Origin of the sequence: Agreia pratensis (assembly GCF_900177685.1) — a bacterium.
GTDB lineage: Bacteria > Actinomycetota > Actinomycetes > Actinomycetales > Microbacteriaceae > Agreia > Agreia pratensis.
In genome coordinates this window covers 135314-158769 of record NZ_FXAY01000005.1, presented here as the reverse complement: position 1 = coordinate 158769, position 23456 = coordinate 135314, and the positions used below count along the sequence as shown (strand labels likewise).

26 protein-coding genes are annotated in these 23456 nt (G+C 66.1%); 10 read left to right on the top strand and 16 right to left on the bottom strand.

Annotated elements, in window-relative coordinates:
- The first annotated feature begins 179 nt into the window (after positions 1 to 179).
- Positions 180 to 929, top strand: coding sequence for a GntR family transcriptional regulator (locus B9Y86_RS14465; protein WP_244894786.1), 750 nt, complete (start codon positions 180 to 182; stop codon positions 927 to 929).
- Here B9Y86_RS14465 and B9Y86_RS14460 read toward each other — a convergent pair.
- The 12 genes from B9Y86_RS14460 to B9Y86_RS17785 form a co-directional block, all read right to left on the bottom strand.
- Positions 926 to 2119, bottom strand: a complete 1194-nt coding sequence (locus B9Y86_RS14460; protein ID WP_244894776.1) for a zinc-binding dehydrogenase — start codon at positions 2117 to 2119, stop codon at positions 926 to 928. The genes B9Y86_RS14465 and B9Y86_RS14460 overlap by 4 nt on opposite strands.
- Positions 2116 to 2838: a phosphonatase-like hydrolase gene (locus B9Y86_RS14455; RefSeq protein ID WP_085487334.1), complete on the bottom strand. Its 723-nt coding sequence runs from the start codon at positions 2836 to 2838 to the stop codon at positions 2116 to 2118. The genes B9Y86_RS14460 and B9Y86_RS14455 overlap by 4 nt, the downstream gene beginning before the upstream one ends.
- On the bottom strand, positions 2835 to 4004 hold the full coding sequence (locus B9Y86_RS14450; RefSeq protein WP_085487332.1) for a TIGR03364 family FAD-dependent oxidoreductase: 1170 nt from the start codon (positions 4002 to 4004) through the stop codon (positions 2835 to 2837). Before B9Y86_RS14450 ends, B9Y86_RS14455 begins: the two co-directional genes overlap by 4 nt.
- Positions 4001 to 5776 (bottom strand): PhnE/PtxC family ABC transporter permease, encoded by a 1776-nt coding sequence (locus B9Y86_RS14445; RefSeq protein ID WP_085487330.1) that lies wholly within the window; start codon positions 5774 to 5776, stop codon positions 4001 to 4003. Before B9Y86_RS14445 ends, B9Y86_RS14450 begins: the two co-directional genes overlap by 4 nt.
- Complete coding sequence (gene phnC / locus B9Y86_RS14440; protein WP_085487328.1) at positions 5773 to 6609, bottom strand: phosphonate ABC transporter ATP-binding protein; 837 nt, start codon at positions 6607 to 6609, stop codon at positions 5773 to 5775. The genes B9Y86_RS14445 and phnC overlap by 4 nt, the downstream gene beginning before the upstream one ends.
- A 55-nt stretch (positions 6610 to 6664) precedes the next feature.
- On the bottom strand, positions 6665 to 7600 hold the full coding sequence (locus B9Y86_RS14435) for a phosphate/phosphite/phosphonate ABC transporter substrate-binding protein (RefSeq protein ID WP_085487326.1): 936 nt from the start codon (positions 7598 to 7600) through the stop codon (positions 6665 to 6667).
- A gap of 120 nt (positions 7601 to 7720) precedes the next feature.
- Positions 7721 to 8599, bottom strand: a complete 879-nt coding sequence (locus B9Y86_RS14430) for an EamA family transporter (protein ID WP_085487324.1) — start codon at positions 8597 to 8599, stop codon at positions 7721 to 7723.
- A 316-nt stretch (positions 8600 to 8915) separates the two neighbouring features.
- The gene (locus B9Y86_RS14425; RefSeq protein WP_085487322.1) at positions 8916 to 9293 is read right to left on the bottom strand and encodes a DUF1801 domain-containing protein; all 378 of its coding nucleotides are present in this window, start codon (positions 9291 to 9293) and stop codon (positions 8916 to 8918) included.
- A gap of 78 nt (positions 9294 to 9371) precedes the next feature.
- Positions 9372 to 9731, bottom strand: coding sequence for a DoxX family protein (locus B9Y86_RS14420; protein WP_085487320.1), 360 nt, complete (start codon positions 9729 to 9731; stop codon positions 9372 to 9374).
- Positions 9728 to 10339 (bottom strand): TetR/AcrR family transcriptional regulator, encoded by a 612-nt coding sequence (locus tag B9Y86_RS14415; protein WP_085487318.1) that lies wholly within the window; start codon positions 10337 to 10339, stop codon positions 9728 to 9730. The genes B9Y86_RS14420 and B9Y86_RS14415 overlap by 4 nt, the downstream gene beginning before the upstream one ends.
- A gap of 129 nt (positions 10340 to 10468) precedes the next feature.
- Positions 10469 to 10642, bottom strand: a complete 174-nt coding sequence (locus tag B9Y86_RS17790; protein WP_244894775.1) for a winged helix-turn-helix domain-containing protein — start codon at positions 10640 to 10642, stop codon at positions 10469 to 10471.
- Positions 10561 to 11250 (bottom strand): TetR/AcrR family transcriptional regulator, encoded by a 690-nt coding sequence (locus B9Y86_RS17785; protein WP_085487314.1) that lies wholly within the window; start codon positions 11248 to 11250, stop codon positions 10561 to 10563. The genes B9Y86_RS17790 and B9Y86_RS17785 overlap by 82 nt, the downstream gene beginning before the upstream one ends.
- A gap of 61 nt (positions 11251 to 11311) precedes the next feature.
- On the opposite strand from B9Y86_RS17785, the gene B9Y86_RS14400 reads away from it, so the two are divergent.
- The 5 genes from B9Y86_RS14400 to B9Y86_RS14380 all read left to right on the top strand — a co-directional run bounded on the left by B9Y86_RS14400 (position 11312) and on the right by B9Y86_RS14380 (position 14957).
- The gene (locus tag B9Y86_RS14400) at positions 11312 to 11998 is read left to right on the top strand and encodes an NAD(P)H-binding protein (protein WP_217809212.1); all 687 of its coding nucleotides are present in this window, start codon (positions 11312 to 11314) and stop codon (positions 11996 to 11998) included.
- 27 nt (positions 11999 to 12025) lie between these two features.
- Positions 12026 to 12565, top strand: coding sequence for a TetR/AcrR family transcriptional regulator (locus B9Y86_RS14395; RefSeq protein ID WP_085487312.1), 540 nt, complete (start codon positions 12026 to 12028; stop codon positions 12563 to 12565).
- 84 nt (positions 12566 to 12649) lie between these two features.
- The gene (locus tag B9Y86_RS14390; protein WP_176223373.1) at positions 12650 to 14038 is read left to right on the top strand and encodes an MFS transporter; all 1389 of its coding nucleotides are present in this window, start codon (positions 12650 to 12652) and stop codon (positions 14036 to 14038) included.
- A gap of 67 nt (positions 14039 to 14105) precedes the next feature.
- Positions 14106 to 14627 (top strand): putative immunity protein, encoded by a 522-nt coding sequence (locus B9Y86_RS14385; RefSeq protein ID WP_085487308.1) that lies wholly within the window; start codon positions 14106 to 14108, stop codon positions 14625 to 14627.
- Between the two features lie 33 nt (positions 14628 to 14660).
- A complete protein-coding gene (locus B9Y86_RS14380; protein ID WP_055856803.1) occupies positions 14661 to 14957 on the top strand; it encodes a DUF2277 domain-containing protein in 297 nt (98 codons plus the stop codon).
- A gap of 69 nt (positions 14958 to 15026) precedes the next feature.
- Here B9Y86_RS14380 and B9Y86_RS14375 read toward each other — a convergent pair whose 3' ends face one another.
- The 4 genes from B9Y86_RS14375 to B9Y86_RS14360 all read right to left on the bottom strand — a co-directional run bounded on the left by B9Y86_RS14375 (position 15027) and on the right by B9Y86_RS14360 (position 17283).
- The gene (locus tag B9Y86_RS14375) at positions 15027 to 15422 is read right to left on the bottom strand and encodes a hypothetical protein (RefSeq protein ID WP_085487306.1); all 396 of its coding nucleotides are present in this window, start codon (positions 15420 to 15422) and stop codon (positions 15027 to 15029) included.
- Positions 15423 to 15714: 292 nt separating this feature from the next.
- A complete protein-coding gene (locus B9Y86_RS14370; RefSeq protein ID WP_085487304.1) occupies positions 15715 to 16047 on the bottom strand; it encodes a hypothetical protein in 333 nt (110 codons plus the stop codon).
- A 221-nt stretch (positions 16048 to 16268) separates the two neighbouring features.
- Positions 16269 to 16595, bottom strand: coding sequence for a PadR family transcriptional regulator (locus B9Y86_RS14365; protein ID WP_085487302.1), 327 nt, complete (start codon positions 16593 to 16595; stop codon positions 16269 to 16271).
- A gap of 73 nt (positions 16596 to 16668) precedes the next feature.
- Positions 16669 to 17283 (bottom strand): TetR/AcrR family transcriptional regulator, encoded by a 615-nt coding sequence (locus tag B9Y86_RS14360; protein WP_085487300.1) that lies wholly within the window; start codon positions 17281 to 17283, stop codon positions 16669 to 16671.
- 75 nt (positions 17284 to 17358) lie between these two features.
- On the opposite strand from B9Y86_RS14360, the gene B9Y86_RS14355 reads away from it, so the two are divergent.
- The 4 genes from B9Y86_RS14355 to B9Y86_RS14340 all read left to right on the top strand — a co-directional run bounded on the left by B9Y86_RS14355 (position 17359) and on the right by B9Y86_RS14340 (position 23406).
- The gene (locus B9Y86_RS14355) at positions 17359 to 18321 is read left to right on the top strand and encodes a zinc-dependent alcohol dehydrogenase family protein (RefSeq protein WP_085487591.1); all 963 of its coding nucleotides are present in this window, start codon (positions 17359 to 17361) and stop codon (positions 18319 to 18321) included.
- A gap of 56 nt (positions 18322 to 18377) precedes the next feature.
- Positions 18378 to 19595, top strand: a complete 1218-nt coding sequence (locus B9Y86_RS14350; RefSeq protein ID WP_085487298.1) for an acyltransferase family protein — start codon at positions 18378 to 18380, stop codon at positions 19593 to 19595.
- Between the two features lie 341 nt (positions 19596 to 19936).
- Positions 19937 to 20938 (top strand): PASTA domain-containing protein, encoded by a 1002-nt coding sequence (locus B9Y86_RS14345; RefSeq protein WP_085487295.1) that lies wholly within the window; start codon positions 19937 to 19939, stop codon positions 20936 to 20938.
- A complete protein-coding gene (locus B9Y86_RS14340; RefSeq protein ID WP_085487293.1) occupies positions 20935 to 23406 on the top strand; it encodes a VWA domain-containing protein in 2472 nt (823 codons plus the stop codon). Before B9Y86_RS14345 ends, B9Y86_RS14340 begins: the two co-directional genes overlap by 4 nt.
- The last annotated feature ends 50 nt before the right edge of the window (positions 23407 to 23456 follow it).

Genomic DNA, 23456 nt, shown 5'->3' with positions numbered 1-23456 from the left:
GTCACATGAACCGGCGGCTACCCAATGCAGGAAAAACCGACGGTCGGCGCGCGAAACAGCCCGATTCCGGCCACTTCTCCTGAATTAGAGCGGCGGCCCGAGCGGCGGCTCGCGCGGCGGGTGCGTGCGGTGTTCGTCCGCGCGCCGCGCGCGCCAACTAGTATGCCTACGTGTCCGCCATGTTGTACGTCGAGATTGCCGATGACCTCCGCCGCAAGATCGTGAGCGGTGAGCTGTCTCCGGGTGACGACGTGCCGAGCGAGGGAGAGCTCGCCGATCTCTGGCGCAGCTCGCGAGGGCCGATTCGCAACGCCCTCGCGGCTCTCAGAAATGAGGGGCTCATCGAGACCCGCCGTGGTCGGCCCGCACGAGTCGCCGAGCGCAAGGCGCAGCAGGCGGCCGACGTGTCGATTCCATTCACGCGATGGGCACAGCAGATGGGCACCGAGCCCGGTGCTCAGACCCAAGAGGTCTCGCTGCGTCGCGCAGACGAGGAGAAGGCCCGAGCGCTCGGAGTAGAGAAAGGCGCCCCGATCGTCGATGTGGTGCGGTTGCGTCTGCTCGACGGTCGGCCGACCATGCTCGAGCGCCTGACGTTCATCGAGGAGGTGGGGCGGGTTCTCTTCGATGTCGACCTCGACACTGTGTCGATCACCGAGTACCTGAACGAGCGGGGCTTCGGCTATCACGATGTCGACCACGAGATCGACGCCGTCGCCGCCGACGAGCTCGACAGTCGGCTCCTCGATGTCGAGGTCGGCACGCCGATCCTGCGCCTTCATCGTGTCACCCGGGGGCCCGACGGTCGCATCTTCGAAGCGTCGGATGACCGCTACCGCAGCGACATTATCCGCTTCACCGTCTCTGCGTCGGGCCGTGCCCGAGAGGGCAGCCACTTCATTCGCGCGATCGGTTCTATCGGCGCCTAACCGGTCTGAGTGACGGGCTTCACCGGGTCGAGGCCGGGTGCCACCCCGATGCGCACGGCACCGCCGCCCGCCGCCGCCTCGATTCCGTCGTCGAGGTCGCCGAGTGCGACCGTCGCTCCCACGAGTTCGGCGAAGGGGTACACGTCGTGCCGCTTCTCCACGAAGCGCGCGGCTTCTTCCAAGTGCCGCGGCGCGTAGTTGTGCACACCGCGAAGCGTGATCAGTCGCCGCACGATGGCCTCCGGGTCGAGTGGCACGGCCGCCGAAGGCGAGACGCTTCCGACCAGCACGGCGACCCCGCCGATACCGAGTGAATCGATCGCCGAAGCGACGGCGAGAACCGATCCGGATGCCTCGATCGCCACGAGCGGACGCGTCCCGATCTCGTCGAGCGCGGTCTCAAGAGACCCCGGCTCGCCAGCTTCGAGAGTGGGATCTGCGGTGGCGGCCGCACCGAACCGAGCGGCGAGAGATCGGCGGCCCCGAGCGGGGTCGACCACGATCACGCGGGCTCCTCGGTCGTTGGCGATCGCGCACGCGGTGAGACCGATGAGGCCGGCGCCGAACACGATGACGACGGCGCCGTCGAGCGGCGTCACGACGGATGCCGCGTCGAGTGCGGCGACGGCCGTCGCGGTGCCGCATGACACCGGCGCCAGAGTCGCCGCGGGCAGCGAACGCGAGACGGGAACGATGGCTGTGCCGCGGCGAACGTGCGCATGGGAGGCGAAGCCTCCGCTGAGTTCCCAGCCTGCCTCGAGCCGTTCGTGGCCGTATTTCTTCACCGTCTCGCACTTCTGTGGGAGTCCGCGAATGCACGTGTCGCAGGTGTCGCATCCGATGGTCAGCGACCACACCACCCGCTCGCCCACCTCGAGCGGCGCGCCGGTCGAGGTGACGGCCCCGGCCCCGACGGCGACCACACGGCCGACCTGTTCATGCCCGAGCACCAGGGGTGTCGGGGCGCTGCGATGCCCCTGCGTGGTGTGCACGTCAGAGCCGCAGATGGTCGCGAGCTCGATGGCGACGAGGGCGTCGCCGACAGCCAGCGAGACCGTCGGCACCGCGATGGGCTCGTGCTTCTGGCCGGGCTGCACCCAGACCATCGCGGTGGGTGCGGGGTCGAGCTTCATCCTGACGACGCAGTCGCGCGCAGCCGCTGTCGATGCGGCGTCGTGAACGAGGGTCACCGCGAAGCAAACTGGGGCAGGCCGGCGAGGTCGCGCACGCTGTCGAGCACGATGTCGGCCCCCGCGGCCTCGAGCTGCTCGCGGCTGTGGGCTCCGGTGATGACGCCCACGACGAGCCCCGCGCCGGCGTTGCGCCCCGAGAGCATGTCGCTCATCGTGTCGCCGACGACCACGACGGATGCGACGGAGTTCGCGCCTGTCGCCACGATGGCGGCGAGAACGAGGTCGGGTGCCGGACGACCGCGGCCGGCGTCGGCGGGAGACAGAGCGGCGTCGACCTGCCATCCGAGGCGGGCGAGAACGGCGTCGCGGGTGATGGGCGAGAATCCGGTGGTGAGCGCGACCTTGATTCCGGATGCTCGGAGCGCGTCGATCGCGTCGGCCGCGCCGGTGATCGGGTCGACTCCGATCTCGTCGATGAGTTCTGCGTAGGCATCTTCGAACGCGTTGTTGGCGGCGTGCGCTGCCTCGTCATCGCCATCGGTCAGGTGACGGAACACCTCGATCTTCGACTGGCCCATGGTGTCGCGCACGTACTGAAGCGATTGCTCGAGCGGGCGCACCGAATCGAGGCCGGTGCGGCGTGCGGCGCGTTCGAAGGCCTGCTCCACGATGCCGTCGTCGACGACGGTGGTGCCGGCCATGTCGAGCACGACGAGCTCGACAGGAACGGTCGTGGCAGAGGACCCAGCGGAGGCAGCGGGAGTGGTGATGGTCATAGCATCGTGCTTTCTGTCAGGGTGCGGGAGTGGGTGTCGAGGTGTGCGCCGACGACCTTCTCGGCCAGGCCGAGTCCGGTGGTCATGCCGATGCCGGTGGTCACGACGGTGACGAGCACATCGGGTTCGATCTCCTCGATGAGGAATTCCTCGCCAGCCGTGGCGTACACGCCCTGCCAGCGTTCGACGACGTCGGCCCGGTGCTGGAACAGCGACTCGAATTCGTCGAGGAGCGCGCGAGCCGCGTCTTCTGGCTGGAACGGCGAGACGGACTCGCCCTTCCAATGGCTGTCGCCGACAATGAGTGAGCCGTCGGGTCGCTGCGTGTACATCTGGTTGAGGTCGAGCGCGGCCAGTTCGGGTCGCTCGGCCGTGAGCCGATCGCGCACGTCGGACGAAGCTGCCATGCTCGTGAAGGCGCTGTAGCGAATGAGCGACCATCCGGTGAGCAGCGGGCCGGTGAGTGGCCTCGGCAGATCGGCGGTGACGCGCATCATGTCGAGTCCGCAGCGTACGACGCCGTATCGCTCGGCCATCACGGGGAACAGCTGATCGATGTCGTGGTTGACCGCCACGACGATGGTTCCGGCGTCGACCGGGCCACGGCTGGTGTCGACCCGCCCGCTCGCGATGCGGCCGGCGGCCGTGCGCATCCGGAACTCGACACCGCGACCCAGCAGGTGGTCGCGAATCGCCGCGGCGGCGAACCTCGGATCGACCTGCAGGTCGAGGGGCAGCCGCGCCCCTCCCACCGCGGTGCCGGCGGGCAGGGCCGCGAGCGTCTCGATCTCGTCGGCGGTGAGGAGCTCGACCTCCACGGCAGCTCCGGGTGATCGCGGTAGGCGCTGGGCGGCGAGTTCGCGAAGCAGCTGCAGCTCGTCGTCGTGCCGGGCGACCACGAGGGTGCCGGCGTCGTCGATCCAGAATCCGGCGTCGTGCGCCAGGCGCAGCCAGATCTCTCGTGAGGCCATCGCGTAGTCACGCGCGAGGCCCGACTGCGGGGTGAAGCAGAGGTGGCCGAAGTTGCGGACGCTCGCGCCGGCGATCTCGGACGCGCGGTCGATGACCAGCACCGAGCATCCGCGATCGACCGCGGCGAGGGCTGCTCCGAGACCGACGATGCCCGACCCGACGACGACCACGTCGAATCGTTCGATCGCGCTCATCGGAAGACCCGTCGCATCCAGATGGCGAGGCCCTCGACGAGCAGTACGGTCACGAGGATCATCAGCACGATCGCCGTTACGATGCCGTAGTGAGAGCCCTGACTGGCGTTGAGCAGGTAGTAGCCGACGCCGCCGGCGCCCACGATGCCGAGAAGGGTGGCGGAACGGATGTTGCAGTCGATCATGTAGAAGGTGTGGCCGATCATGGCGCGCAGCCCCTGCGGCACGGTGGCTCCGGCATAGACCTGCAGCCGCGATGCGCCCGCCGCGGTGAGCGCGCGCTCGGGGCCCGCCTTGACCTCTTCGAAGGAGTCGGCGAGCAGCTTGCCGAGCAGGCCGACGCCGCCGATGGCCAGGGCGATCGTGCCGGCCTGGGTGCCGAGGCCTGAGATCACGATGAGCACGATGGCGAGGATGATCTCGGGGATGCCTCGCACCACCACGAGCAGCAGCCGCATGCCTGCCCGCACTCCGCGGGTGGGGGCGACGTTTCGTGCGGCGAGCGAGCCCACGACGATCGACACGATCACGGTCAGCAAGGTAGCGGCGAGCGCGATGGAGATGGTCTCGCCCATGGCCTCGAACATCGCCGAGGCGTCGTAGCTGCCGAACGAGGGCGGCCAGAACTGGGCGGCGATCTCCGGAACCTTCGCCCACACGGTGATGAAGTCGCCCCACTGGATGTCGCAGATCAGGATGCTGCCGACGACGACGGCCGCCGCTATCCACCCCCAGACGGTGTTGCGTACCCGCTCGCCGTTCCACGGACGGCGAAGCATCGCGGCGGGGGAGGCGGCAGCGGCCTGAACGCCGAGCCGTTCAGAACCGGGCCGGATGCGCCGGAGCCCCCGAAGCATCCGGTCGCCGAGGCCGCGGCCGGTCGGCTGGATGCCGAGCATGGCGGCGCGCACGGCACTGGAGACGACCTCCATCGCCACGCAGAGCACGAAGATCACCACGGCGTAGCCGAGACCGAGGCCGTAGTCGAGCGACTTGAACGCGAACGACATCTGCATGCCGAGGCCGACGACGCCGATGTATCCGAGGATCACCGATCCACGGAGGTTGATGTCGTTGCGGTGCAGCACGGTGGCCACCCACGAAGGCATCACCTGGGGCAGCACCCCGGCGGTGAATTCCTGAAGCTTGCTTCCTCCGCCGGCGCGGATGGCGAGGCGTGGGCCCTCGTCGATCTGTTCGATGGCGTCGGCGAACATCTTCGAGATCATGCCGATCGAATGGATGCCGATGGCCAGGATCCCGGGCAGCGCACCGAGCGAGAAGATCAGCACAAAGACCATGGCGAAGACCACGTCGGGGATGGAGCGGGTGAGTACGCCGAAGAACCGGGCGAAGGCCCGCCATCCGTTGCCGGGGGTGGTGTTCGATGCGGCGAGGTAGGCGACGGGAACCGAGATGACCGCGGCGAGCAGGGTGCCGCAGATCACGAGTCCCACGGTGAGGGCCGTGAAGTAGAGCAGCTCGCCGGGTTCGGGAAACGTGATGGCGCCGACTCGACCGAAGAAGCGCTCCGCGTTCGACCAGCTGCGCGCCATTTTCGCGGGGTCGATGCCGATGCTGTTCAGCGCGACGATCGAGGCGGCGAGAAGGGCGACGAGCGTCAGTGCGGCGGCGACTCGCTCGGGTGAGATGCGGCGGCGCGGAGCCCGCACGGCGGCGCTGCCCGGAGGAGTCTGGGGGCCGCTCGGCTCGCGCGCTCCGGAGCGGCTGCCGGCACGCCTGACCGCAGAAGTGCGGGTGGCGGTACTCATCGCGCCGAGTCCGGGATGCTGCCGACGAGCAGCTCTGCCTCGATGGCCTGCAGCTCGCTGGTGGTGGTGGCGACGCGGCCGTAGATCTCCATCACCTGAGCCTTCGTCAGGCCGACGGTGGGGGTGTCGAGCACGACCTCGCCGTGTCGAAGACCCACGATGCGGTCGGCCCACGAGAGGGCGAGATCGACCTGGTGCAGGCTGCAGAGCACGGTGAGGCCGCGATCGAGGGCGATCTCGCGGATGAGGGCCATGACCTGGTCGCTCGATTCCGGGTCGAGCGACGCGACCGGTTCGTCGGCGAGCAGGATCTCGGGGTTCTGCATCAGAGCACGCGCGATGGCAACCCTCTGTTGCTGCCCGCCGGAGAGGGTGTCGGCGCGCTGGTAGGCGCGGTCGAGCAGACCGACCCGGTCGAGGTGGCCGAGTGCGGCAAGTTTGTTGGCGCGGCCATATGACCAGAGGCCGAGCCGAGGGCCGCGCAACGTGGCGAGCGCCCCGGTGAGCACGTTCTCGAGCACCGAGAGGGAGGGCACGAGCTCGAACTGCTGGAAGATGAAGCCGACCTTGCTGCGAAGCGTGCGCAAGGGGCGACCGGAGAGCCCGGCAACATTCTCTCCGAGCACCTTGATGCTGCCGTCGGTGGGCTGCTCGAGCCCGTCTACGTGGCGCAGGAGGGTCGACTTGCCCGATCCGGAGAGTCCCAGGAGGACGACGATCTCGCCGCGCTCGACCTCGATGGATACGCCGTTGAGAGCGGTCGTCGCGCCGAAGCGCTTCGTGACGCTCGACAGCGTGATCACTGTGTCGGTCGGTGTCTGGGGATTCGTCATTGCAGTCTCCGGATCGGGTTCGTCAGCGGGTGGTGGGCTCAGGCGGCGCGCTCGGTCAGCTCTGGCACTGTTTTGCTTTGGTCTTGTCGCAGATGTCGCGGATGGTGTCGTAGTACGCGTCGTCGACCGGCTTGGTCTCGTAGAACACGCTGCGGAAACCGTCGGAGTCGGCCGAGCTGACGCCTGACTTGATGATCTGGTCGATGGTGACGTCAGAGAGCGTCTTCGTGAGCTTCGACTGCACATCGGTGGGGAGCGTGCTCGACATCACGATTGGAGCTCCGGGCACCATCGTCTGGGCGATGACGGTCACCTTGTCGGACTTCGCGACCTCGCTGTCTTCGGCGAAACCGGCGTCGCACTCAGTGCCTTCGCCCACCTTGGTGACGCTCACATCGTGCTTGCCGGCGAAGACCGGGGTGACGTCTTTCTCGGGGTCGACGCCGGCCTCGAGCAGGTTGTAGCTCGGGAACAGATAGCCCGAGGTCGACGACGGGTCGACGAAGCAGACCTTCTTGCCCTTGAACCCGGCGAGGTCTGTGATGGAGCTGCCCTTGGGCACGATCGCCTGCGAGTAGTAGCCGGGCTCCTGGCCCTCTTTGGTGACGATCGACGAGATCGGGGTCAGTTTCGCGCCGTTGTTCGAGGCGGTGACGTAGGTGAAGCCCGAGAAGCTGGCGACGTCGATCTGGCCGGCGATGGCGGCTTCGATCAGTGCGGCGTAGTCGGTGGACTCGTGGTACTCGACCTTCTTGCCCGTCTCCTGGGCGATGTAGTCCATGAGGGGCTGGTAGTTGGTCTGGGTGTCGACCGAATCGGGAACGACGCCGAACACCAGCGTGTTGTCGTCGACGGCGTAGGTGCCCGTGCTCGACGCGTCGTCGGTCGATGGGGTGGATGACGCGGCAGGCGACGCGCAGCCGGCAAGCGTGGCGGTGAGGAGAACGACGCCGGCGAGCGCGGTCGCGAGCGGTGAACGACGGATTTTCATGACGGCCTTTCGGTGAGAACGGGACGTCAGAATCGTGTCATGCAGGCGTAAACAAATGTACCTATGTCAGACCAATTCAAGTTAAGTTCATGTGTTGTATGCCTATCTCACGCTCGCCTCTCAGATCGCGAGCAGTACAACGCCGGCGACGACGATCAGTGAGGCCGCGATCCGCCATGCGGCTCGCCCCTCTCGCAGAACGACGACGCCGAAGAGGCTCACCAGAATCACGCTGATCTCGCGCATCGGAGCGACGAGCGCGACGGGAGCCATGGTGATCGCCACCAGCACGAGAATGTACGACAGCGGCGAGAGCACTCCGAAGGCGATGAGTCGCGGCCAGTGCTGCCGAAAGACGGTGGCGAGTTCGCGGCGGCGACGGCCGAGTGCGGCCGTGTAGATCGGAATCTCGATCAGCGTGCAGCCCACCATGAAGGCCACGGGTGCAAGGCCCAACTCGCGAACCGCATGGGCATCCCAGATCGTGTACGTCGCGATGGCGACGCCCGTGAGCAGGCCGAAGACGATGCCGGGGTCGAGTCGCCGACGCGCCCCGGGCATCCGGTTTTCGCCCCGCTCGCGGTCGACGAGCCCGACGGTCACGACGCCGAGCAGGATGGCCGCGACTCCCACCAGCGCGACCCACGACGGGCGCTCGCCCAGAAGCGCAACGGCCACGATCACGCTGATCGTGGGCCCCGTTCCCCGCGCTGTCGTGTACACGGTCGAGAGGCGGCCGACAGCGTAACCGCGTTGCAGCACCAGCATGTAGGCCACGTGCACCACTCCCGAGACGCCGACTCCCAGAAGAAAGGCGCCGATGTCGGGGGTGCCCAGCCCGCCGGTGAAGGGAATGACCCCGGCCCACAGCACAGTGCTGAAGACCGCCGACCACCAGAGAAACGGCATGCCGATGCGGCTCACGCCATGAGCGACGATGTTCCAGGCGGCGTGGCAGACGGCGGCGGAGAGAACGATGAAGACGGCGAACGGAGACACGGGCAGACCCTTCTACCTGTCGCGGGGCGCGACAAAGCAGGGTCCTCCGGGCTTTTGTCCTGTCAGATGACGGTCGTTGCATGGGCTTCGGCCGTGGCGCCGCTCGGACCAGGCGAGCACTGCTGCTCCGGAACCCTAGGCGCTATCGGGGATGACCGTAGCAGACCGAGGTGTCTGGCTGGGTTTCGGCGGCTCAGCGTGCAGAGTGAGGCGCGTTGGTGAGGCGCGCTCTACCGCAGGAAGAACCGACACTCGACGTGCGAAACGGTCCGATTCTGCCCACTTCTCCTGAATTAGAGCGGCGCGAGTCGGCGGCTCAGGCTTTCGGAGCAGTGTTGAGCGCAGCCGCCGCGCGGATCACGGCGCGGAACGCATCCGCATCCGGTGTCTCGCCCTCGCGGATGTCGATGGCCCGCCGCACGCCCGCGCCCACCGCGAGTAGCCCCTCGGGGTCGGCGATCGACGAGCCCCTAGGGAACGTGAGTTTGACCTTGTCTTTGTAGGTCTCGCCGGTGCAGATGAGGCCGCCGAGGCTCCAGGTGGCGACGCCGAGCGGGTTGGTGGGCTTCTTCCACTTGGCCTCTTCGATCACGTCGGGCAGGGCCTCGACGATCAGGCCCCGGATGCGCGAGAGCGTGTCGCCGCGCCAGTCGGGAAAGGCGGCGATGATCTGGTCAACCTCGGGTGATGCCATGCCATGACTTTATTGGCGTGCGGCGAGTTCTGGGCCACATTTCTGGGGAGACTCGGCAGGCGAGTCAGATGCCCGACGCTAGAGCGTCAGAGACAGCACGAGTACGGCGACAGAGAACGCGAGCATTCCTAGGCAGTTCAGCCAGAATGCCTGTGTGGTATTCCGTGCTCTGATGTGCGCGACGGATGCACAGCAGAAGTAGACGATCACGCCCACATTTGCGCTGAAGGCGACCCCGGGCATCCAGATGCCGACGATCAGGCCGACCACGGCGAGCGTCTTGATGACGACCAGGATCCACCACCACTCCCTCGGCAGATTGACGCCGCTGAGGCAGTCGCGAATGAACTTCGGAGGGCGGATCGACATGGCCACATCGACGAGAAGCACCAGCGCGAGAAGCGCCGTCGGCCACCACACGGCGGGGAGAAGGGTCATGGTGCGAACTCCTGAGAGGTATGGGCGCCCGAGGCGCAGGCGCAGATCGACGTGAACGTGTCGCGAAGGCTGGCGAGGAGTTCGCTCTCGTCGATCGTCTGTTGCGCCGACCGACTGAACAGGGTGCCGATGTAGGCGAAGTAGATCGCCTGAGCGGTGCCCGCGATCGCAGCGGGGTCGGTGCACCCGTGCGCGCTGATGGTCGCGCCGATCTCCTCAACGAGCAGCGCGGCTAGGCGCGTGAACAGCGGCGACGGTTCTTTTCCCGAGGCCTGGATCGAGGCGTACATGCGCGACAGGTCTTGGCGACTGGTGAACAACGCCACGAAGGGTCGCACCAGGTTCAGGATGCCGTCGGCACACGAATCGCCTCGGCCCACGACGGTGGGTGGTTGGGCGTGGCCCTTCTCGATGAGGGAGTCGAAGACCCGAACCAGGAGAGCGTTCTTGTCGCCCGACGCCATGACCGATCCCACGCTCACGCCGCTGGCCTCGGCGATGTCTCGAATGGTCGTCGCATCGAATCCGCGCTCGCGGAAGAGGCTGTCGGCGGCGGTGAGTACTCGTTCTTGCGTGGCCTGCCGAAGCTCGGCGCGAGATGGTGGCATGGGGTTCCTGGAGAGGCGCGTTTAGTGAACGTGTTCGGTGAACATGTTCAGTATACACATCGCCGATGAGCTGCGCCGCCCGAATGAGTGCCGAAAACGCCTCGTTATCGGTCGACTCGCGTGTGCAGCTCAGCCCGCCTGGAGCGTGTACCCGACCCCGTAGACAGTGACGAGTCGAGCAGGGTTCTGCGGGTCGTCCTCGATCTTCGCGCGGAGGTTCTTCACATGGGTGTCGATGGTGCGGCCGCCGATCCAGCGGTCAGTTCCGTGGAGTCGATCGAGGAGCCTGGCGCGGCTGAGCACGAATGGGTCATTGCCTGCGCGATCAGCTGGGAGTACGTCGCGATAGCGTCGGCCTCCGAGGTTGCTCCTTCGAGAACCGAGGTCGACAGAGATTCTCCAGCGCCCACCAGCGCAACGCAGAAAAGCTGCAGCTCCGAATCGGGCATACCCACATGAGGTCGAAGAACGGCCTCGAACATCTGCACTCCCGTGTCTACGAGCTCACGATAGATGCGCGCCCGCTCTTCGTTGCCGCTCATCGCGGCCCCGATCGCGAAGAACTCACTGCTCGCATCGGTCGCGCACCGGATGTACGTGGAGGAGAGAGCGTCGATCGTTGCTTCGTATGCGAGATCACCCTGGGCCATCCCGTCTTGGAACGCCCGTTTTCGTTCCGCATCGACCCAGCGGTAGAGGGCGGTCAACAATGCCGAACGAGTTTCGAAGTGGTCGTAGACAACAGGTTTCGACACTCCTGCCTGCTGTGCGAGAACGCCGAGCGTCAAGGCATCCACCCCCAGCTCCCGCACGATGGAGAGCCCCTTCTCCAGCAGATCCTCGTGGCGAGCTTGCCAGGAGAGACGCCGCTTTGGCGGTTCCTCGTGCGACGCAATTGCTTCGATGGTCATTAGCTACCTTTGGTAGGTTGCTGTTTCTACTAAAGGTAGCTTAACGAAACGGAGACAGGCATTGGATAGATCAGCAAGCCGACCCGTGGCTCCGCGCGTCTTCATCTTCGGCATCACGGGCAGGGTCGGTCGACTTCTTGCGAGTCGCCTCAGAGCTCGAGGGGTGCCTGTTTCTGGCCTGGTGCGCACGCCGCGGCAAGCCGCGACTCTCGAGGGGGCCGAGATATCGACAGTGGTCGGTGATCTCGCAACCGCGACCACAGAGGAGCTCGAGGCGATGATCACGAACTGCGATGTGGTCGTCTACGCGGCGGGCTCGAACGCTGGCCCCCAGGGCGTGACGGATGACATCGACCTCGTCGCTCTCGGCCGTGTAGCGGAGGCGGTCGAGCGCGTTCGCGGGATGCGGCTGATCCTTCTATCCGTTCTGCCCGAGGCGTGGCGTGAGCGATCGCTCAGCGACGACGAGGAGCACTACTTTGCGGTCAAGAAGAGAGCGGAGGTTCGATTGACCCGTCGAGACATCAATTGGGTGATCCTCCGGCCATCCCTGCTGACCGATGACTCTGGAACGGGAAAAGTCTCGCTAGGCCCCGCCGAGGAGCACGGCGAAATACCCCGCGACGACGTGGCAGCTGTTCTCGAGGAGTTGGTGTTCGATTCGACCATCGACAGGCAGATCCTCGAGCTGAATGAAGGGCAGGTGCCCATCGTCGAAGCGGTCCGCGCCTACGCGTCTGATGCGTAGACGTTCAATGAGTGGTAGATTACTCACATGTCTAAAGAACGCATCCTCAGTACCGCTGACGCTCGACGGTCAGACGTGCTCTCGGCGGCCACGCAGGCCTTCGGTCGCACTGGCTACTGGGGAACGAACACCACTGAGATCGCGCGCGACGCGGGCATCTCTCAGGCATACCTCTATCGCCTCTTCGCGAACAAAGAGGAGCTGTTCGTCGCGGTGATCGGCGAGATTCACAATCTCTTCCGCGACGAGATCGACCGCATCCTCGCGGAAACCCCTCGCGAGGATGCGCTGCAGGCCCTTCTTTCTCCGAGCTCGACAGAGCGCACTGGCGGCAGCGATGCCGGCAAGGTTCTGCTGCACGCGTCGGCGGCGTCGAATGTCGAGCCCATCGGCGTGGCCGTGCGTCAGTGCTACAGCGACCAGGCCGACTACCTCTCTTCTCGCGGCTTGAATGATGAGGAGATCCGCTCCTACTTCGCCTGGTCGCAGTATGCGAATGCGCTGCGAGCCGCAGGAATCGGCGCCGACGTTGAGGGCGGGGCGCTGCAACGCCTCCTGCCTCACTAGCGGCGCAATTCCATCCTTCGATGACCCCATAGTTCTTCATTGTCTTAGTGAGTGATTTACCACTCTATTTGAAAGGTGTTTCCTTTGTCTCAAATCCTGACCAGACGGCATCCGCTGCTTCTGCCTGTGCTCGCGTTCGCACAGTTTCTGCTCGCCGTCGACTACAACATCGTGCTCGTCGCCCTCCCCGACATGGGAGCCGAACTCGGAATGAGCGAGTCTGCGCTGCAGTGGGTGGTGAGCGCCTATGCGCTGGCTTTCGGCGGCTTGCTGCTCGTCGGCGGCCGCTTGAGTGATGTGTTCGGCCCGCGCCGGATGATCCTGCTCGGCCTCGCGCTGTTCGCCGCTGGCTCCTTGGTGGCGACTCTTGCCCCGGGCGCGGTCGTTCTGCTCATCGGCCGCGTGTTGCAGGGCGCGGGTGGCGCGCTTATATCGCCCGCCGTACTCGCAACGATCGCGGTCTCTTTCGACGAGGGCCCCGCACGATTCCGCGCCCTGGCGATCTGGTCGTCGGCGGGAGCGGTGGGACTCGCGCTCGGCTCGGCGCTCGGCGGAGTTCTGATGGCGTTCTTCACTTGGAGGGCGATCTTCCTCCTCCTCGTTCCGTTGGCGCTGATCGGACTGGTTGTTGCGTGGCGCGCGACCTCCCGCGAGGATCGACCGGCGCATCGTCGATCGCTGGACTTTCCGGGCGCGATCTTTGCGGCGCTTGGAGTCGCGGCGATCGTGTTCGCCCTCGCGGAGCTACCCAACCGCGGCATCGACGCGAGCGTCCTTGTCGCGGGGGTTGCCGGCATCCTGTTGTTGATCGCGTTCGTCGTGCGAGAGAAGACTGCGCGGTATCCGCTGCTGCAGCTGACGATGTTTCGTAGTCGGACTCTCACCGGTTCTTTGATCGCCATGGTTCTGTTCATGGGTTCCATCGGCACTAGCTACTACGTGTTCACGGTCTTCACCCAGAGCGTGCTCGGTGCCTCGGCGCTGCTCACCGGGTTGGCGTTCCTTCCCTGGGGAGTGACTGCGCTTCTGGCATCGAATCTCGCGAAAGCAGCGCTGAACCGGCTTGGAGTGCGCGGTGCACTGATCGTCGGCCTCCTCATCGCGGCGGTCGGCAATGCTGGGTTCGCCTCCGCTCTGCACGCAGACACACCTCTCTGGGTCGTCGTCGCGTGGACCGCATTGCTCGGGATCGGACAGGCCGTGGGATTTGCCACGCTGTTCGCCGCGGCAGGAGCCGGTGTGCCGTCAGATCAGCAGGGCGTTGCCTCCGCGCTGATGTCCACGATCCAGCAGGTGGGTACGGCTCTCGGGCTCGCAGTGCTCGTGGGGCTCGCGACGTGGACGACAACGACATCCAGCCTGGAAGGAGTCGAAGCTACGGCTGCTGGACTTCAGGCAGCGACCTGGATCGGGGCGGCCATCCTGGCTGTCGGCGCGGCGGTCACCGCGATCGTGATCCCCTCGAGACGGTGAGCCGGGTCCGCATCCACGCGAGGGGCCGTACCCGCCTGTGTTCGGCCAGATGTGCCACAGTGCTGCTATGGCTTCTCCCCAATCGCTAACCGAGAGCGATCGTCGACTCGTCGCTGCCTGGGCTGCCGACTGCGCCGAGCGCGTTCTGCCTGTGTTCGAGGCGGAGGCCCCCGACGAAGACAGGCCGCGGGATGCGATCGCCCGGTCGCGCGCATACGCTCGCGGCGAGCTCGACACAGCCGGCGAGATCCGTCGTCGCCTCGTGGCCAACCGTGCGGCGCAGGTGGTGAGCTCGCCCGCGGCGAAAGCCGCCGCGTGGGCGGCCGGACAGGCATCTGGTGTCGCCCACATGGGTGCGCACGCGCTCGGCGCGGCCGCCTACGCCGCGAAGGCTGCTGGCCTTGCTGACCCGGATGCCGGTGGCGCGGCTGAGATCGCCTGGCAGCTCGAGCACATGAGCGAGCCGGTGCGCCAGGCGCTGCAACAACTGCCTTTGCTCGGCACGGATTCGTCGGGCCCGCTCGGCACCGGACTCTTGGCGTCGGGAGTTCTCGGCGAGAACATCCGGCTGATTCAGGCAGCGCTCTAGGCGGGCTTAAGGGCCAGGAGTAATCTCGCTCGCATGTGCAGGAACATCCGAGTACTCCACAATTTCGAACCCCCGACCAACGACGATGAGGTGCGCGAGGCCGCGCTGCAGTTCGTGCGCAAGGTCAGCGGGTCCACCCACCCTTCACGTGCGAACACCGAAGCGTTCGAGCGGGCCATCGATGAGATCGCAGACGCAACGCGGCGACTGCTCGACGGTCTGGTGACGAACGCGCCTCCCAAGAGCCGGGAGCTCGAGGCGGTCAAGGGCCGGGAGCGGCACGAGAAGCGCATGGAACGCGAGGTGCGCATCCGCACGGCGACTGGATAGCTTGAGAGCCTTTGCCGACGCGGCCGATCTGGTCTCACGTGGCAAGCGCACCCGACAGCCGTGGTCACATCAGGGGTTCGGGCACCGCGCTACGAAAGACATGCTCGCGTCGACGCGCTGGCCGCCATCAATCGCTTCGTTGAAGGTCTCCTCCGGGTCCGCCCCTCGGGGCGCTACGGTCGCGGATCCTTCGAGGTCGGAAACCGACAGCACGGACTCGTCGCCGTCGCGAGTGATAACCACTTGCCCGTATCCCTGGAAGTTGGCGGCGAAATCGTCTGCCCCCACCCAGCCCGAGACGAATGAGTCGTCCGACTTCTCGAGCGTCAACATCACGCCGGTGGATTTTCGCGAGTCATTTCCTCCGAGGACGGTGATGTACCCGTCCCAATCGCACAGGGGTTGCGTCAGTACCCCGGCGACCTCATGCTGTTCCCCATCCAACGCGAACGAGATTCGGACCATGGGCTCTGCCCCAACGGCAGCATCCTCCGAAGAGCTCGGAGACGGCGAAGGTTGACTTGCGCCCGTCGAGCAGGCGCTGAGGGGCAAGGCAACGCTGAGAAGCGCGGCGCCGGCCAAGAGCCTCCAGGCCCGATTCCGTCGTTCGACTTTCTGTCGTAGCACCCGGCAACTGTATACGCACGGTCCAGACTGGCCCGCAGCAGATTTACTGGGCGAGGCGCTTATGGGCGCAGGGAACGGCGAAGTGCGCGTCAGCGCGGCTGCTCGCTCTGGCGGATGCGACCCGGAGCGGTCAGCCAGCAGGGGTCGACTGCGATGGCTGGGCCGGCCGGGGGATAGTCGCTGGGTGGTAGGGCGTGACGGGGACAGTCTCGCCGGTTGCCGGGTCGATCTTTCCGACGACCGTCAGAGTGCTCACGTCCACCCATTCGGGCGTCGATGTGTCATTGGAGATGGTGACGGGGCCAGTGGAGCCATTGGCCGTCAATGTCCGTTCCACCGCCTGCACTTGGGCGCCGAGCCATCCGGTGCCGGCAAGTACGCCGCCTGAAAGCAGAGCTGAAGCTGCGACGACTCCGCTGGCGATTGTGATGATGGCCCGGGGTCGAGCGTTCGCGATCTTCATTGTTGTTTCTCCTGTTTCGTTCGCGGCCTGGGCCGATGATTCGGCGCGGGTGCCCCGACTTCTCAGCGCGGTCAGGCACGCGCCAGCGGCCACGCTCATGGGCGAGAGTCCGAGCTCACTGGCATCGCGACAGTCGGCTAGCCATTGCTCTCGTCGTGTCTCGCGGCATGAGCGCGGCGAGAATAGTACGGCGGCCCTGATCAGCGAGCGCTCCAACCGGTTCACGACAGCGCCAGCTTTCCGGTCGCGGGCGCTTGGTTGGTGGCCCGCCGCTTCTCGGTGAAGGCCAGGCATAACTCGCGAGCTGCCGATTCGCCTTCAGCGGTGAACTCATAAAGACGCCGCCGCGGACCCTGCCGTTCTGAATCGTCTTCCCAGGTCGACACAATCCAGCCCTGGCGTTCCAGTCGTTCCAGAATCGGATAGACCGTACCCGGAAGTCGATCGCACTTCTTGACTATGAGAAGCCCCCAGATCGGATGGGGAGTTTCGAGCATCACCGAGAGAACGTCGATCGTTGGTTCCGTGACTCGTCGGATGGGCTCCATAAGGTTAATCTAGCTATATTGATTAAGGTTTTCAACAGTAGGGACGAGATCGCAGTTGCAGCACAGCGAGTGACTAACGGCGCCGCTGCCCTACGGAGATGCCCTCGCCGCGTTCGCGGAACGCATCGATCGCAAGCTCAGCGAAGCGCAGAGCGCGTGCTTCTCGCGAGCTAGGAAGTACGGATGACAACCCCCGACCGGCGAGGAGGACGAGCACCAGGTCGTCCATAACGAAGTCGCGGCGCAATGCGCCGGCTCGTTTCGCGCGTTGGGCCAGGTGGGCCAGCTGGCGCTGCAGCGATACTCGATGCTCGGTGAACATCTCGGCCTCGGGGTTTGCCGACATGAACGCGTTCACGAAGCCCTGATTGCGGGCATTCAAGACGCACAGCCTCTCGATGGCGGACGCGAAGCCCCGCCACGGGTCTGGGTCTGCGCAGCTCTCTTCGACGATTCGCCGGCAGGTCGCTAGCTCATCGATGAAGGCCTCGTCGACCAGCGTCTGCTTCGTTGGAAACCGGCGATACAGTGTGGCGGGCCCGACTCCGGCTTCGCGAGCGATGACGCGCATCGGCACGTCGAGCCCGCGCTCCGAGAATAAGGCGCGCGCGGCATCCAGAACTCTGTCGCGGTTGTCTTGCGCGTCGGAGCGCAGGAGATGAGGCAATTGCTCGGCCACATTTCTCACTTCGGTCAAGTGGACGGGGGCGTCCGTTACGTTTTCGAGGGTAACGCGAAACGCAATGGCACGAAGGAAGACATGATGCGAGCAGTAGTAATCCAGAGCTTCGGAGATCCCTCCGGCATGGCCCTGATCGACGTACCCGACCCGACGCCGGCCGCAGACGAGGTGGTGATCGACAGCTCGGCGATCGGAGTCGGCGGAGTAGACGCCGTGATTCGCCGAGGCACTCTCGGCGGCTACGGATTTACCGAAGGTCACATTCCCGGCAGCGAAGTCTCAGGGCTCGTGAGCGCGGTCGGCGCAGATGTAGACGCCTCATGGATCGGCCGGCGGGTGTGGGCCTTCACCGGCACCGGGGGCGGTTACGTCGAGCGGGCGGTCGCGACGATCGGCAACGTCGTGCCGCTTCCGGATGGGCTGTCGCCGGTCGACGCCGTCACGCTCGGGAGCGCCGCACCCGTGGCGCACTTCGGACTGGCCCACGCGCACTTCGCGGCCGGCGAGTCTGTGCTCATTCGAGGCGCAGCCGGCAGCATCGGCATCGCCGCAGTGCAGCTCGCCGCCCAGGGTGGCGCCAACGTCATTGCCGTCACCTCGTCGAGCGCCGAGCGCGGGCGACGGTTGCGCGAACTGGGTGCAACCCACGTGCTCGACCGTGCCGGAGATGGTGACCCCGCGGCATCCGGATCTTTCGACGTGATCTTCGACATCGTCGGTGGCGAGCAGATGCCGACGTTCTTCGACAGGCTCGAACCGAACGGCCGTATGGTCACGGTGGGCATGGTGGCGGGAATGCCGCCCGCCGACTTCGGAATGCACCTGCTGCGCGCGTTTCAGAAGTCGCGTTCGTTCGCGACGTTCAGCCTCGACACCGTTCCCGTTTCTCTGCGCGACGAGGTGCGTGTTGAGCAGTTCGCGGCTGCGGCCGACGGGCGGCTGCGGTCGGTCGTTCACGAGGTTCTTCCGCTCGACCAGGCCGTCGAGGCGCACAGGCAGATGGATGCCGGCTCGGTCTTCGGCCGAATCGTTCTCGTGCCGTGACACCGCCCCGCGCGCGGATGCTGAAGCGCCGCGCACAGTGAGGGTTCTCCCAGACGATCTCGCAACACTGGGTTGGGTTTGCTCAAGGTACGCCATTCGCCCGGCGCCGTCTGGAGGACCCCATCGCCACTACGCCCGCGCCCGTTATTCGCGCTCAACCGCTGCCGTCGCTGACGGGTCTTCGATGGCTCGCGGCTCTTGTGGTCTTCGCGTACCACGTGCGAAATGCCGGTCTTTTCAGCGGCAACGCGCAATCGGCCATGACCAGCGTCTTCGGGGCCGGGGCCATCGGGGTCTCGCTGTTCTTCGTCTTGTCGGGCTTCGTTCTCTCGTGGTCGCACAAGCCGAACCAGTCGGCGCGGAGCTTCTGGTGGCATAGGGTCGCGCGCATCTACCCGCTCCATGTCGTGGCGCTCGCGGCGGCGTTGCTGCTGTCGGCCACGGTGCTTCCGCAGATAGCAACCGGCGATCCGTGGGCGCTGTTCGCGAATGCCACGCTCACGAGCTCCTGGAACGCCGATTGGTGGCAGGCGGGCAATCCGGTGAGCTGGTCGCTGGTGTGCGAGGCCTTCTTCTATCTGGCGTTCCCGCTGATCATCGTCGGGGTGCGCGCCCTCAGTCGCAGGGCGCTCATCTCGGCTGCCGTGTCGACCGTGATTCTTGTACTTGCCACGTCTCCGATCGTCTCTGCGCTGTTGCCGCAGATCTCGCCGAACAGCTCGCCCATCGTGCGGCTGCCCGAGTTCGTGCTGGGCGTCGTACTCGCCCAGCTCATGGCCAAGAAGATATGGCGCGGACCTCGCCTCGTGCCCGCCCTAGCGGTGGCCATCGCGGGGTATGCCGCGGCTCAGAGCTTTCCAGACAGCCCGCTGCGCATCGCCAGCTTCACCATCGTCGGGTTCTGCCTGCTGATCGCCGCGCTCGCCCGCGCCGACCAAGAGGGCCGGCCCACCATTCTCGCCACGAAACCACTCACAACTCTGGGAACCCTCTCGTTCCCCTTCTACCTGGTGCACCTGCTGATCATTCAGAGTTTCGTCGCGCTCGTACCGGGCGCTTATGAGAACCCCAGTGCCGTCGTATCGATCGTTCACGTGATCGGGGCGCTGGCCATCGCCCTGGTCGCAGCAGCGCTGCTGCACCGGCTGGTCGAGAACCCGGGTCGACGGCTTCTGCTGAGCCGGATGCGGCCGAGCCGCACGGTTGATCCGTCGCCCGTCCGGCATCCAGACCCGAGCCGGCGTGAGCAGGCATCGGAAGTGCCTGTCGGCTAGAAAGTCGACGTGTCGGCCAACAGCGACGTTGTGCGTCTGGTGCTGAACGTGTGCTGGTAGTCGGGCACCACTTGGCGTAGTTCTCGAGCCAGCGCAGCACCTTGCCAAGCTGGTCGGCCGGAAAGCCCAAACGAGGCGACGGAGTGGGTGATACGCCACCCGAGCGAAAGATCGTCCCGTCTCGCCGGAACGGACCGACATAGTTGCACGGGTGGCTGGTGATATCCCCCGGCCCACCCGAAGGGGGGTGCGCAGGGCGGACGCTTTGTCTTCTAGTGTGAGAATCCGTCGGCGAGTGACGACGTAGATGACCAGGCGGGGGTCCAGTGGCACTCAAACGGATGAGGGCACGTGTACAACGGCTCCGCGACTGGATGGGCCTGCGTCGTCGGCCCATCGTTCTCGTCTCTGTCTTCGTCTCCGTGATCGGCATCCTGCTGATTGGCTTTGCGGTGGGCCAGCTGGTGTTTCCTCGCACGGTGGTCGCGGCGTCCGATGACGGGTTACTCGTCAATGTGCCTAGCTCGCCTGAAGACGCGATCGCCCCGACGATGCCCGATCTGCTGGGGCTCGACGAGCAGTCGGCCAGGCGCGCGCTCTCCGATTCCGGTCTCGCGTCCGACGTGACCATCGCCGAACAAGCGGCAGCCGGAGCAGCCGGGCTTGTCGTGGGCCAGCAGCCGCCGGCCGGATCGAGCGATGCCGCCGAAGGCGTGACCCTCACGCTCTCCACTGCGAGCACGGTTCCCGACGTCGTCGGGTCAACCTCCGCCGATGCCCGCACCGCGCTCGAGCAACTTGGTGCCATCGTCACCGTTCTCCGCTCCGTGCAGCCGGGCGCGGCCGACGGCACGGTGCTCGCGGTCTCGCCATCTGTCGGCTCGCCGCTCGACCGAGTGGTCGAGCTCACCGTCGCCGACGCCGGCGTCGCCCTGGCACTGGGCGACCTCGATCGGGTCGGCGGTCAAGGATGCTCCGTCGTATCGCAGGGCACGGTCAACGGCACTGACATCTCTGACAGCCTCGCGTGCCGTTCGCGCACGGGCGATACCTCGGCCGAGTGGAACCTCGGCCGTCACGCGTCGGTGCTCGAGGCAACGGTCGGCGCGCTGGATTCCGCCGAACAGGGTGCTGCTCGACTCCAGATCTTCGGTGACGGCGTGCTGCTGGTGGATCAGCCGATCGAGTTCGGCAAATCGAGCGTGATCAGTGTCGACGTGCGCAACGTTCTGCGTCTGAAGCTCGTGGTGTCTGGTGCGGCCAACGGCCCGACGGCTGTGCTCGGCAACGGCATCGTGCGAGCGACCCCGGACGAGGTCGCGCTGATCCGGGCGGGCACGTGAGAAGGCCGGCGGGCCTGGCAGGTGCAGTCGTCGCCATCTCGCTCGTTCTGGCGATGGGCTCTACCCCCGCCTCGATAGCAGTCGGTGCCCCTGTAGCCACCCCCGACAACAACTCCACCTCCGACCCGTTCGGCGAGCACACTCCCATGATGGTGGTGCTCGACACCTCCGGCTCCATGAATGACGAGATCGACAGCGTGCTCGGCAACGGCGGGCGCCGTATCGACTCAGCCCAAGCGGCGCTGCTCGACTTGGTGGCAGCCCTCGGTGCCGGTCAGCCCTACGGCATGATCGCGTATCCCGGTCGGGACGCCCCGACGGTCGACGGATGCTCCACCGGCCGTATCGAGACGCCCCTCGCTGATCTCGACCCGGCACAGGCATCCGCTCAGATCAGGCGTATGACGCCGGATGGCGACACTCCCACGGGGCCGGCATTGCTGCGGGCCAGTCAGGCCATCACCGACCGCTACGGCGAGGACTCCATCGGTGTCATCGTGCTCGTCAGCGACGGCGAGTCGAACTGCGGCACTCCACCGTGCGAGGTAGCGGGCGACATCAGGGCGGCGGGCATCGACGTGCAGGTGAATACGGTCGGCCTACAGATCGACGGCCCGGGCGAAGACGAACTCCGCTGCATCGCCGACGCCACCGGCGGCCGCTACGTAGGTGTCGACGACGGCGACGAGTTGATCGACGCCATCACCGGCGCCGCTCTCGCCCGCACGAGCGTGAGTGTCAGCGGCTCGGAGTCGTTCTCAGTGGTTAGTGGCACAGGGGCCGCGCCCGGAGGAACAATGCAGGTCACGGTCCGCAGCAGCGGCCGGGTTCCCGCCGCTGACGTACGCGTGTCGCTCAGCCTCGCCCTCGACGATGAAACCGCCGGTTCGGTGCTCGTCACACGCCCGGTGCGATTCCTCGGCAACCTCGGTGTGGGCGACGAACGCGTCGTGTCGTTCGACGTGCGACCGGATGACTCGCTCCTCGGACCCGCGACCTGGAATGTGTCGGTCACCGCCCGCAACGCCCGCCCGCAGCTTCTGCACGGAAAAAGCACCATCTCCGACACCCTGGGCCAAAGCGCGCTGGGGGCACTCTTCGACGGGGTGACCCGAGTCGCGGTCGTCGGCGACTCATACTCCTCTGGCGAGGGCGCGGGCAGCTATATCGAAGGCACAGATGGTGGGGACGGCTCGAAGTGTCATCGCTCTGACACGACCTACGCCGCCGAAATCTGGACCATGAAGAATGTCGACCTCATCGCTTGTTCAGGAGCCGTGACCAGCGACTTCTTCAACTCCCAGCACTCCGGCGACGCCGATGTGCCACCACAGCTGACAGTACTTCGAGCGTCCGCTCTCTCCAAGGCGCCGCCGCAGGCCGTGCTGCTCAGTATCGGCGGCAACGACGCCGGTTTCGCTGACATCGCCACGGCGTGCATCTTCGGCCCGGTGAGCTGCGACAACGGAATCCAACTCGACTGGAAGGGGCTGAAGGACAACCGCACCGCGGCCATCGAACGTGCGCTGGCCGTTCAGCCCGACGTGGCCGACGTTCTCCGCGCGGTGGACTCGGCCGTCAACGACGCGTCTGCGCGCCGCAATCGCGGCGGCAAGGTGGCGCCCATCGTACTCATTCCCTACCCCCGCATACTTCCTGAGACGTCGTCGGGGCAGGAAGCGCCCGGTGGTTGCTTCGTGGGAATCAGTGCCGAAGAGGTGGCTTTTCTCAACGACTTCTTCGACGCCCTGAACACAAGCGTGCAATTGGCCGCATACACGGTGCGCAACGAGGGGCATCCGGTCTACGTGGTGCCGGATGTTGTCGACGCGTTCCAGCCCGACCACACGATCTGCGAAGGCGGCTCCCAGAGCTACGCCGTCTTCGACAATTGGGACAAAGTCTCCACCCTGCACATCTCCGCGCTGCTCGGGAAGAGCGGACTGCTGCATCCGAATCGAGACGGCCATGCCGCCATGGCCCGGGCGATCAGCGCGTGGTCGAAATCGCGGGCGGCACGCAAGGTGACTAGCAACGCCGTCCCCACCTGGAATCCTGATCTTGTGGGCAACGAGGTTCCTTGGATAGAGACGGTGGCCACCAACCTGCTGGTGCCAGATCACGCCGCAGCGTCGGCAGGAGGTAGCGTCACCGTTCGGCGGAGTGGACTGTCACCCGGATCGCAGGCGGTGGTGCGACTCGACTCCTCGCCTACCGTTCTCGGCACCGCGGTCGCTGATGAGTTCGGCGGCGTTGCAGAGACCTTCCGGATTCCGGCCGACGTTCCGGTCGGAGAGCATCACGTAGTGGTATTCGGCTTCGAGACCGATGGTGAACCGGTGGCCGTGGCTCAGGAGATGAGGATCGTGCCCCCGGGGGAAATCTGGCTGTGGCCGCTGGTCGCGGTCGGGATCATGCTGCTTCTGCTCTCTACCGGTGCACTGCTGCTTGCTCGTAAGCGGGCGTGATCCCTCATCTCGGGTGGCCCGCTTTCGAGGGGGTGCATGGGTCGTCCGGC

What these genes read in the sequence shown, in the direction of transcription:
- B9Y86_RS14465 (WP_244894786.1), top strand. Translation starts at nt 180, where the DNA reads ATGTTGTACGTCGAGATTGCCGATGACCTCCGCCGCAAGATCGTGAGC.
- B9Y86_RS14450 (WP_085487332.1), bottom strand. Translation starts at nt 4,004, where the DNA reads ATGAGCGCGATCGAACGATTCGACGTGGTCGTCGTCGGGTCGGGCATC.
- B9Y86_RS14385 (WP_085487308.1), top strand. Translation starts at nt 14,106, where the DNA reads ATGGCTTCTCCCCAATCGCTAACCGAGAGCGATCGTCGACTCGTCGCT.
- B9Y86_RS14420 (WP_085487320.1), bottom strand. Translation starts at nt 9,731, where the DNA reads ATGACCCTTCTCCCCGCCGTGTGGTGGCCGACGGCGCTTCTCGCGCTG.
- B9Y86_RS14425 (WP_085487322.1), bottom strand. Translation starts at nt 9,293, where the DNA reads ATGGCATCACCCGAGGTTGACCAGATCATCGCCGCCTTTCCCGACTGG.
- phnC (WP_085487328.1), bottom strand. Translation starts at nt 6,609, where the DNA reads ATGACGAATCCCCAGACACCGACCGACACAGTGATCACGCTGTCGAGC.
- B9Y86_RS14345 (WP_085487295.1), top strand. Translation starts at nt 19,937, where the DNA reads ATGAGGGCACGTGTACAACGGCTCCGCGACTGGATGGGCCTGCGTCGT.
- B9Y86_RS14365 (WP_085487302.1), bottom strand. Translation starts at nt 16,595, where the DNA reads ATGGAGCCCATCCGACGAGTCACGGAACCAACGATCGACGTTCTCTCG.
- B9Y86_RS14375 (WP_085487306.1), bottom strand. Translation starts at nt 15,422, where the DNA reads ATGGTCCGAATCTCGTTCGCGTTGGATGGGGAACAGCATGAGGTCGCC.
- B9Y86_RS14370 (WP_085487304.1), bottom strand. Translation starts at nt 16,047, where the DNA reads ATGAAGATCGCGAACGCTCGACCCCGGGCCATCATCACAATCGCCAGC.
- B9Y86_RS14455 (WP_085487334.1), bottom strand. Translation starts at nt 2,838, where the DNA reads ATGACCATCACCACTCCCGCTGCCTCCGCTGGGTCCTCTGCCACGACC.
- B9Y86_RS17785 (WP_085487314.1), bottom strand. Translation starts at nt 11,250, where the DNA reads ATGACCATCGAAGCAATTGCGTCGCACGAGGAACCGCCAAAGCGGCGT.
- B9Y86_RS14380 (WP_055856803.1), top strand. Translation starts at nt 14,661, where the DNA reads ATGTGCAGGAACATCCGAGTACTCCACAATTTCGAACCCCCGACCAAC.
- B9Y86_RS14445 (WP_085487330.1), bottom strand. Translation starts at nt 5,776, where the DNA reads ATGAGTACCGCCACCCGCACTTCTGCGGTCAGGCGTGCCGGCAGCCGC.
- B9Y86_RS14415 (WP_085487318.1), bottom strand. Translation starts at nt 10,339, where the DNA reads ATGCCACCATCTCGCGCCGAGCTTCGGCAGGCCACGCAAGAACGAGTA.
- B9Y86_RS14355 (WP_085487591.1), top strand. Translation starts at nt 17,359, where the DNA reads ATGCGAGCAGTAGTAATCCAGAGCTTCGGAGATCCCTCCGGCATGGCC.
- B9Y86_RS14395 (WP_085487312.1), top strand. Translation starts at nt 12,026, where the DNA reads ATGTCTAAAGAACGCATCCTCAGTACCGCTGACGCTCGACGGTCAGAC.
- B9Y86_RS14435 (WP_085487326.1), bottom strand. Translation starts at nt 7,600, where the DNA reads ATGAAAATCCGTCGTTCACCGCTCGCGACCGCGCTCGCCGGCGTCGTT.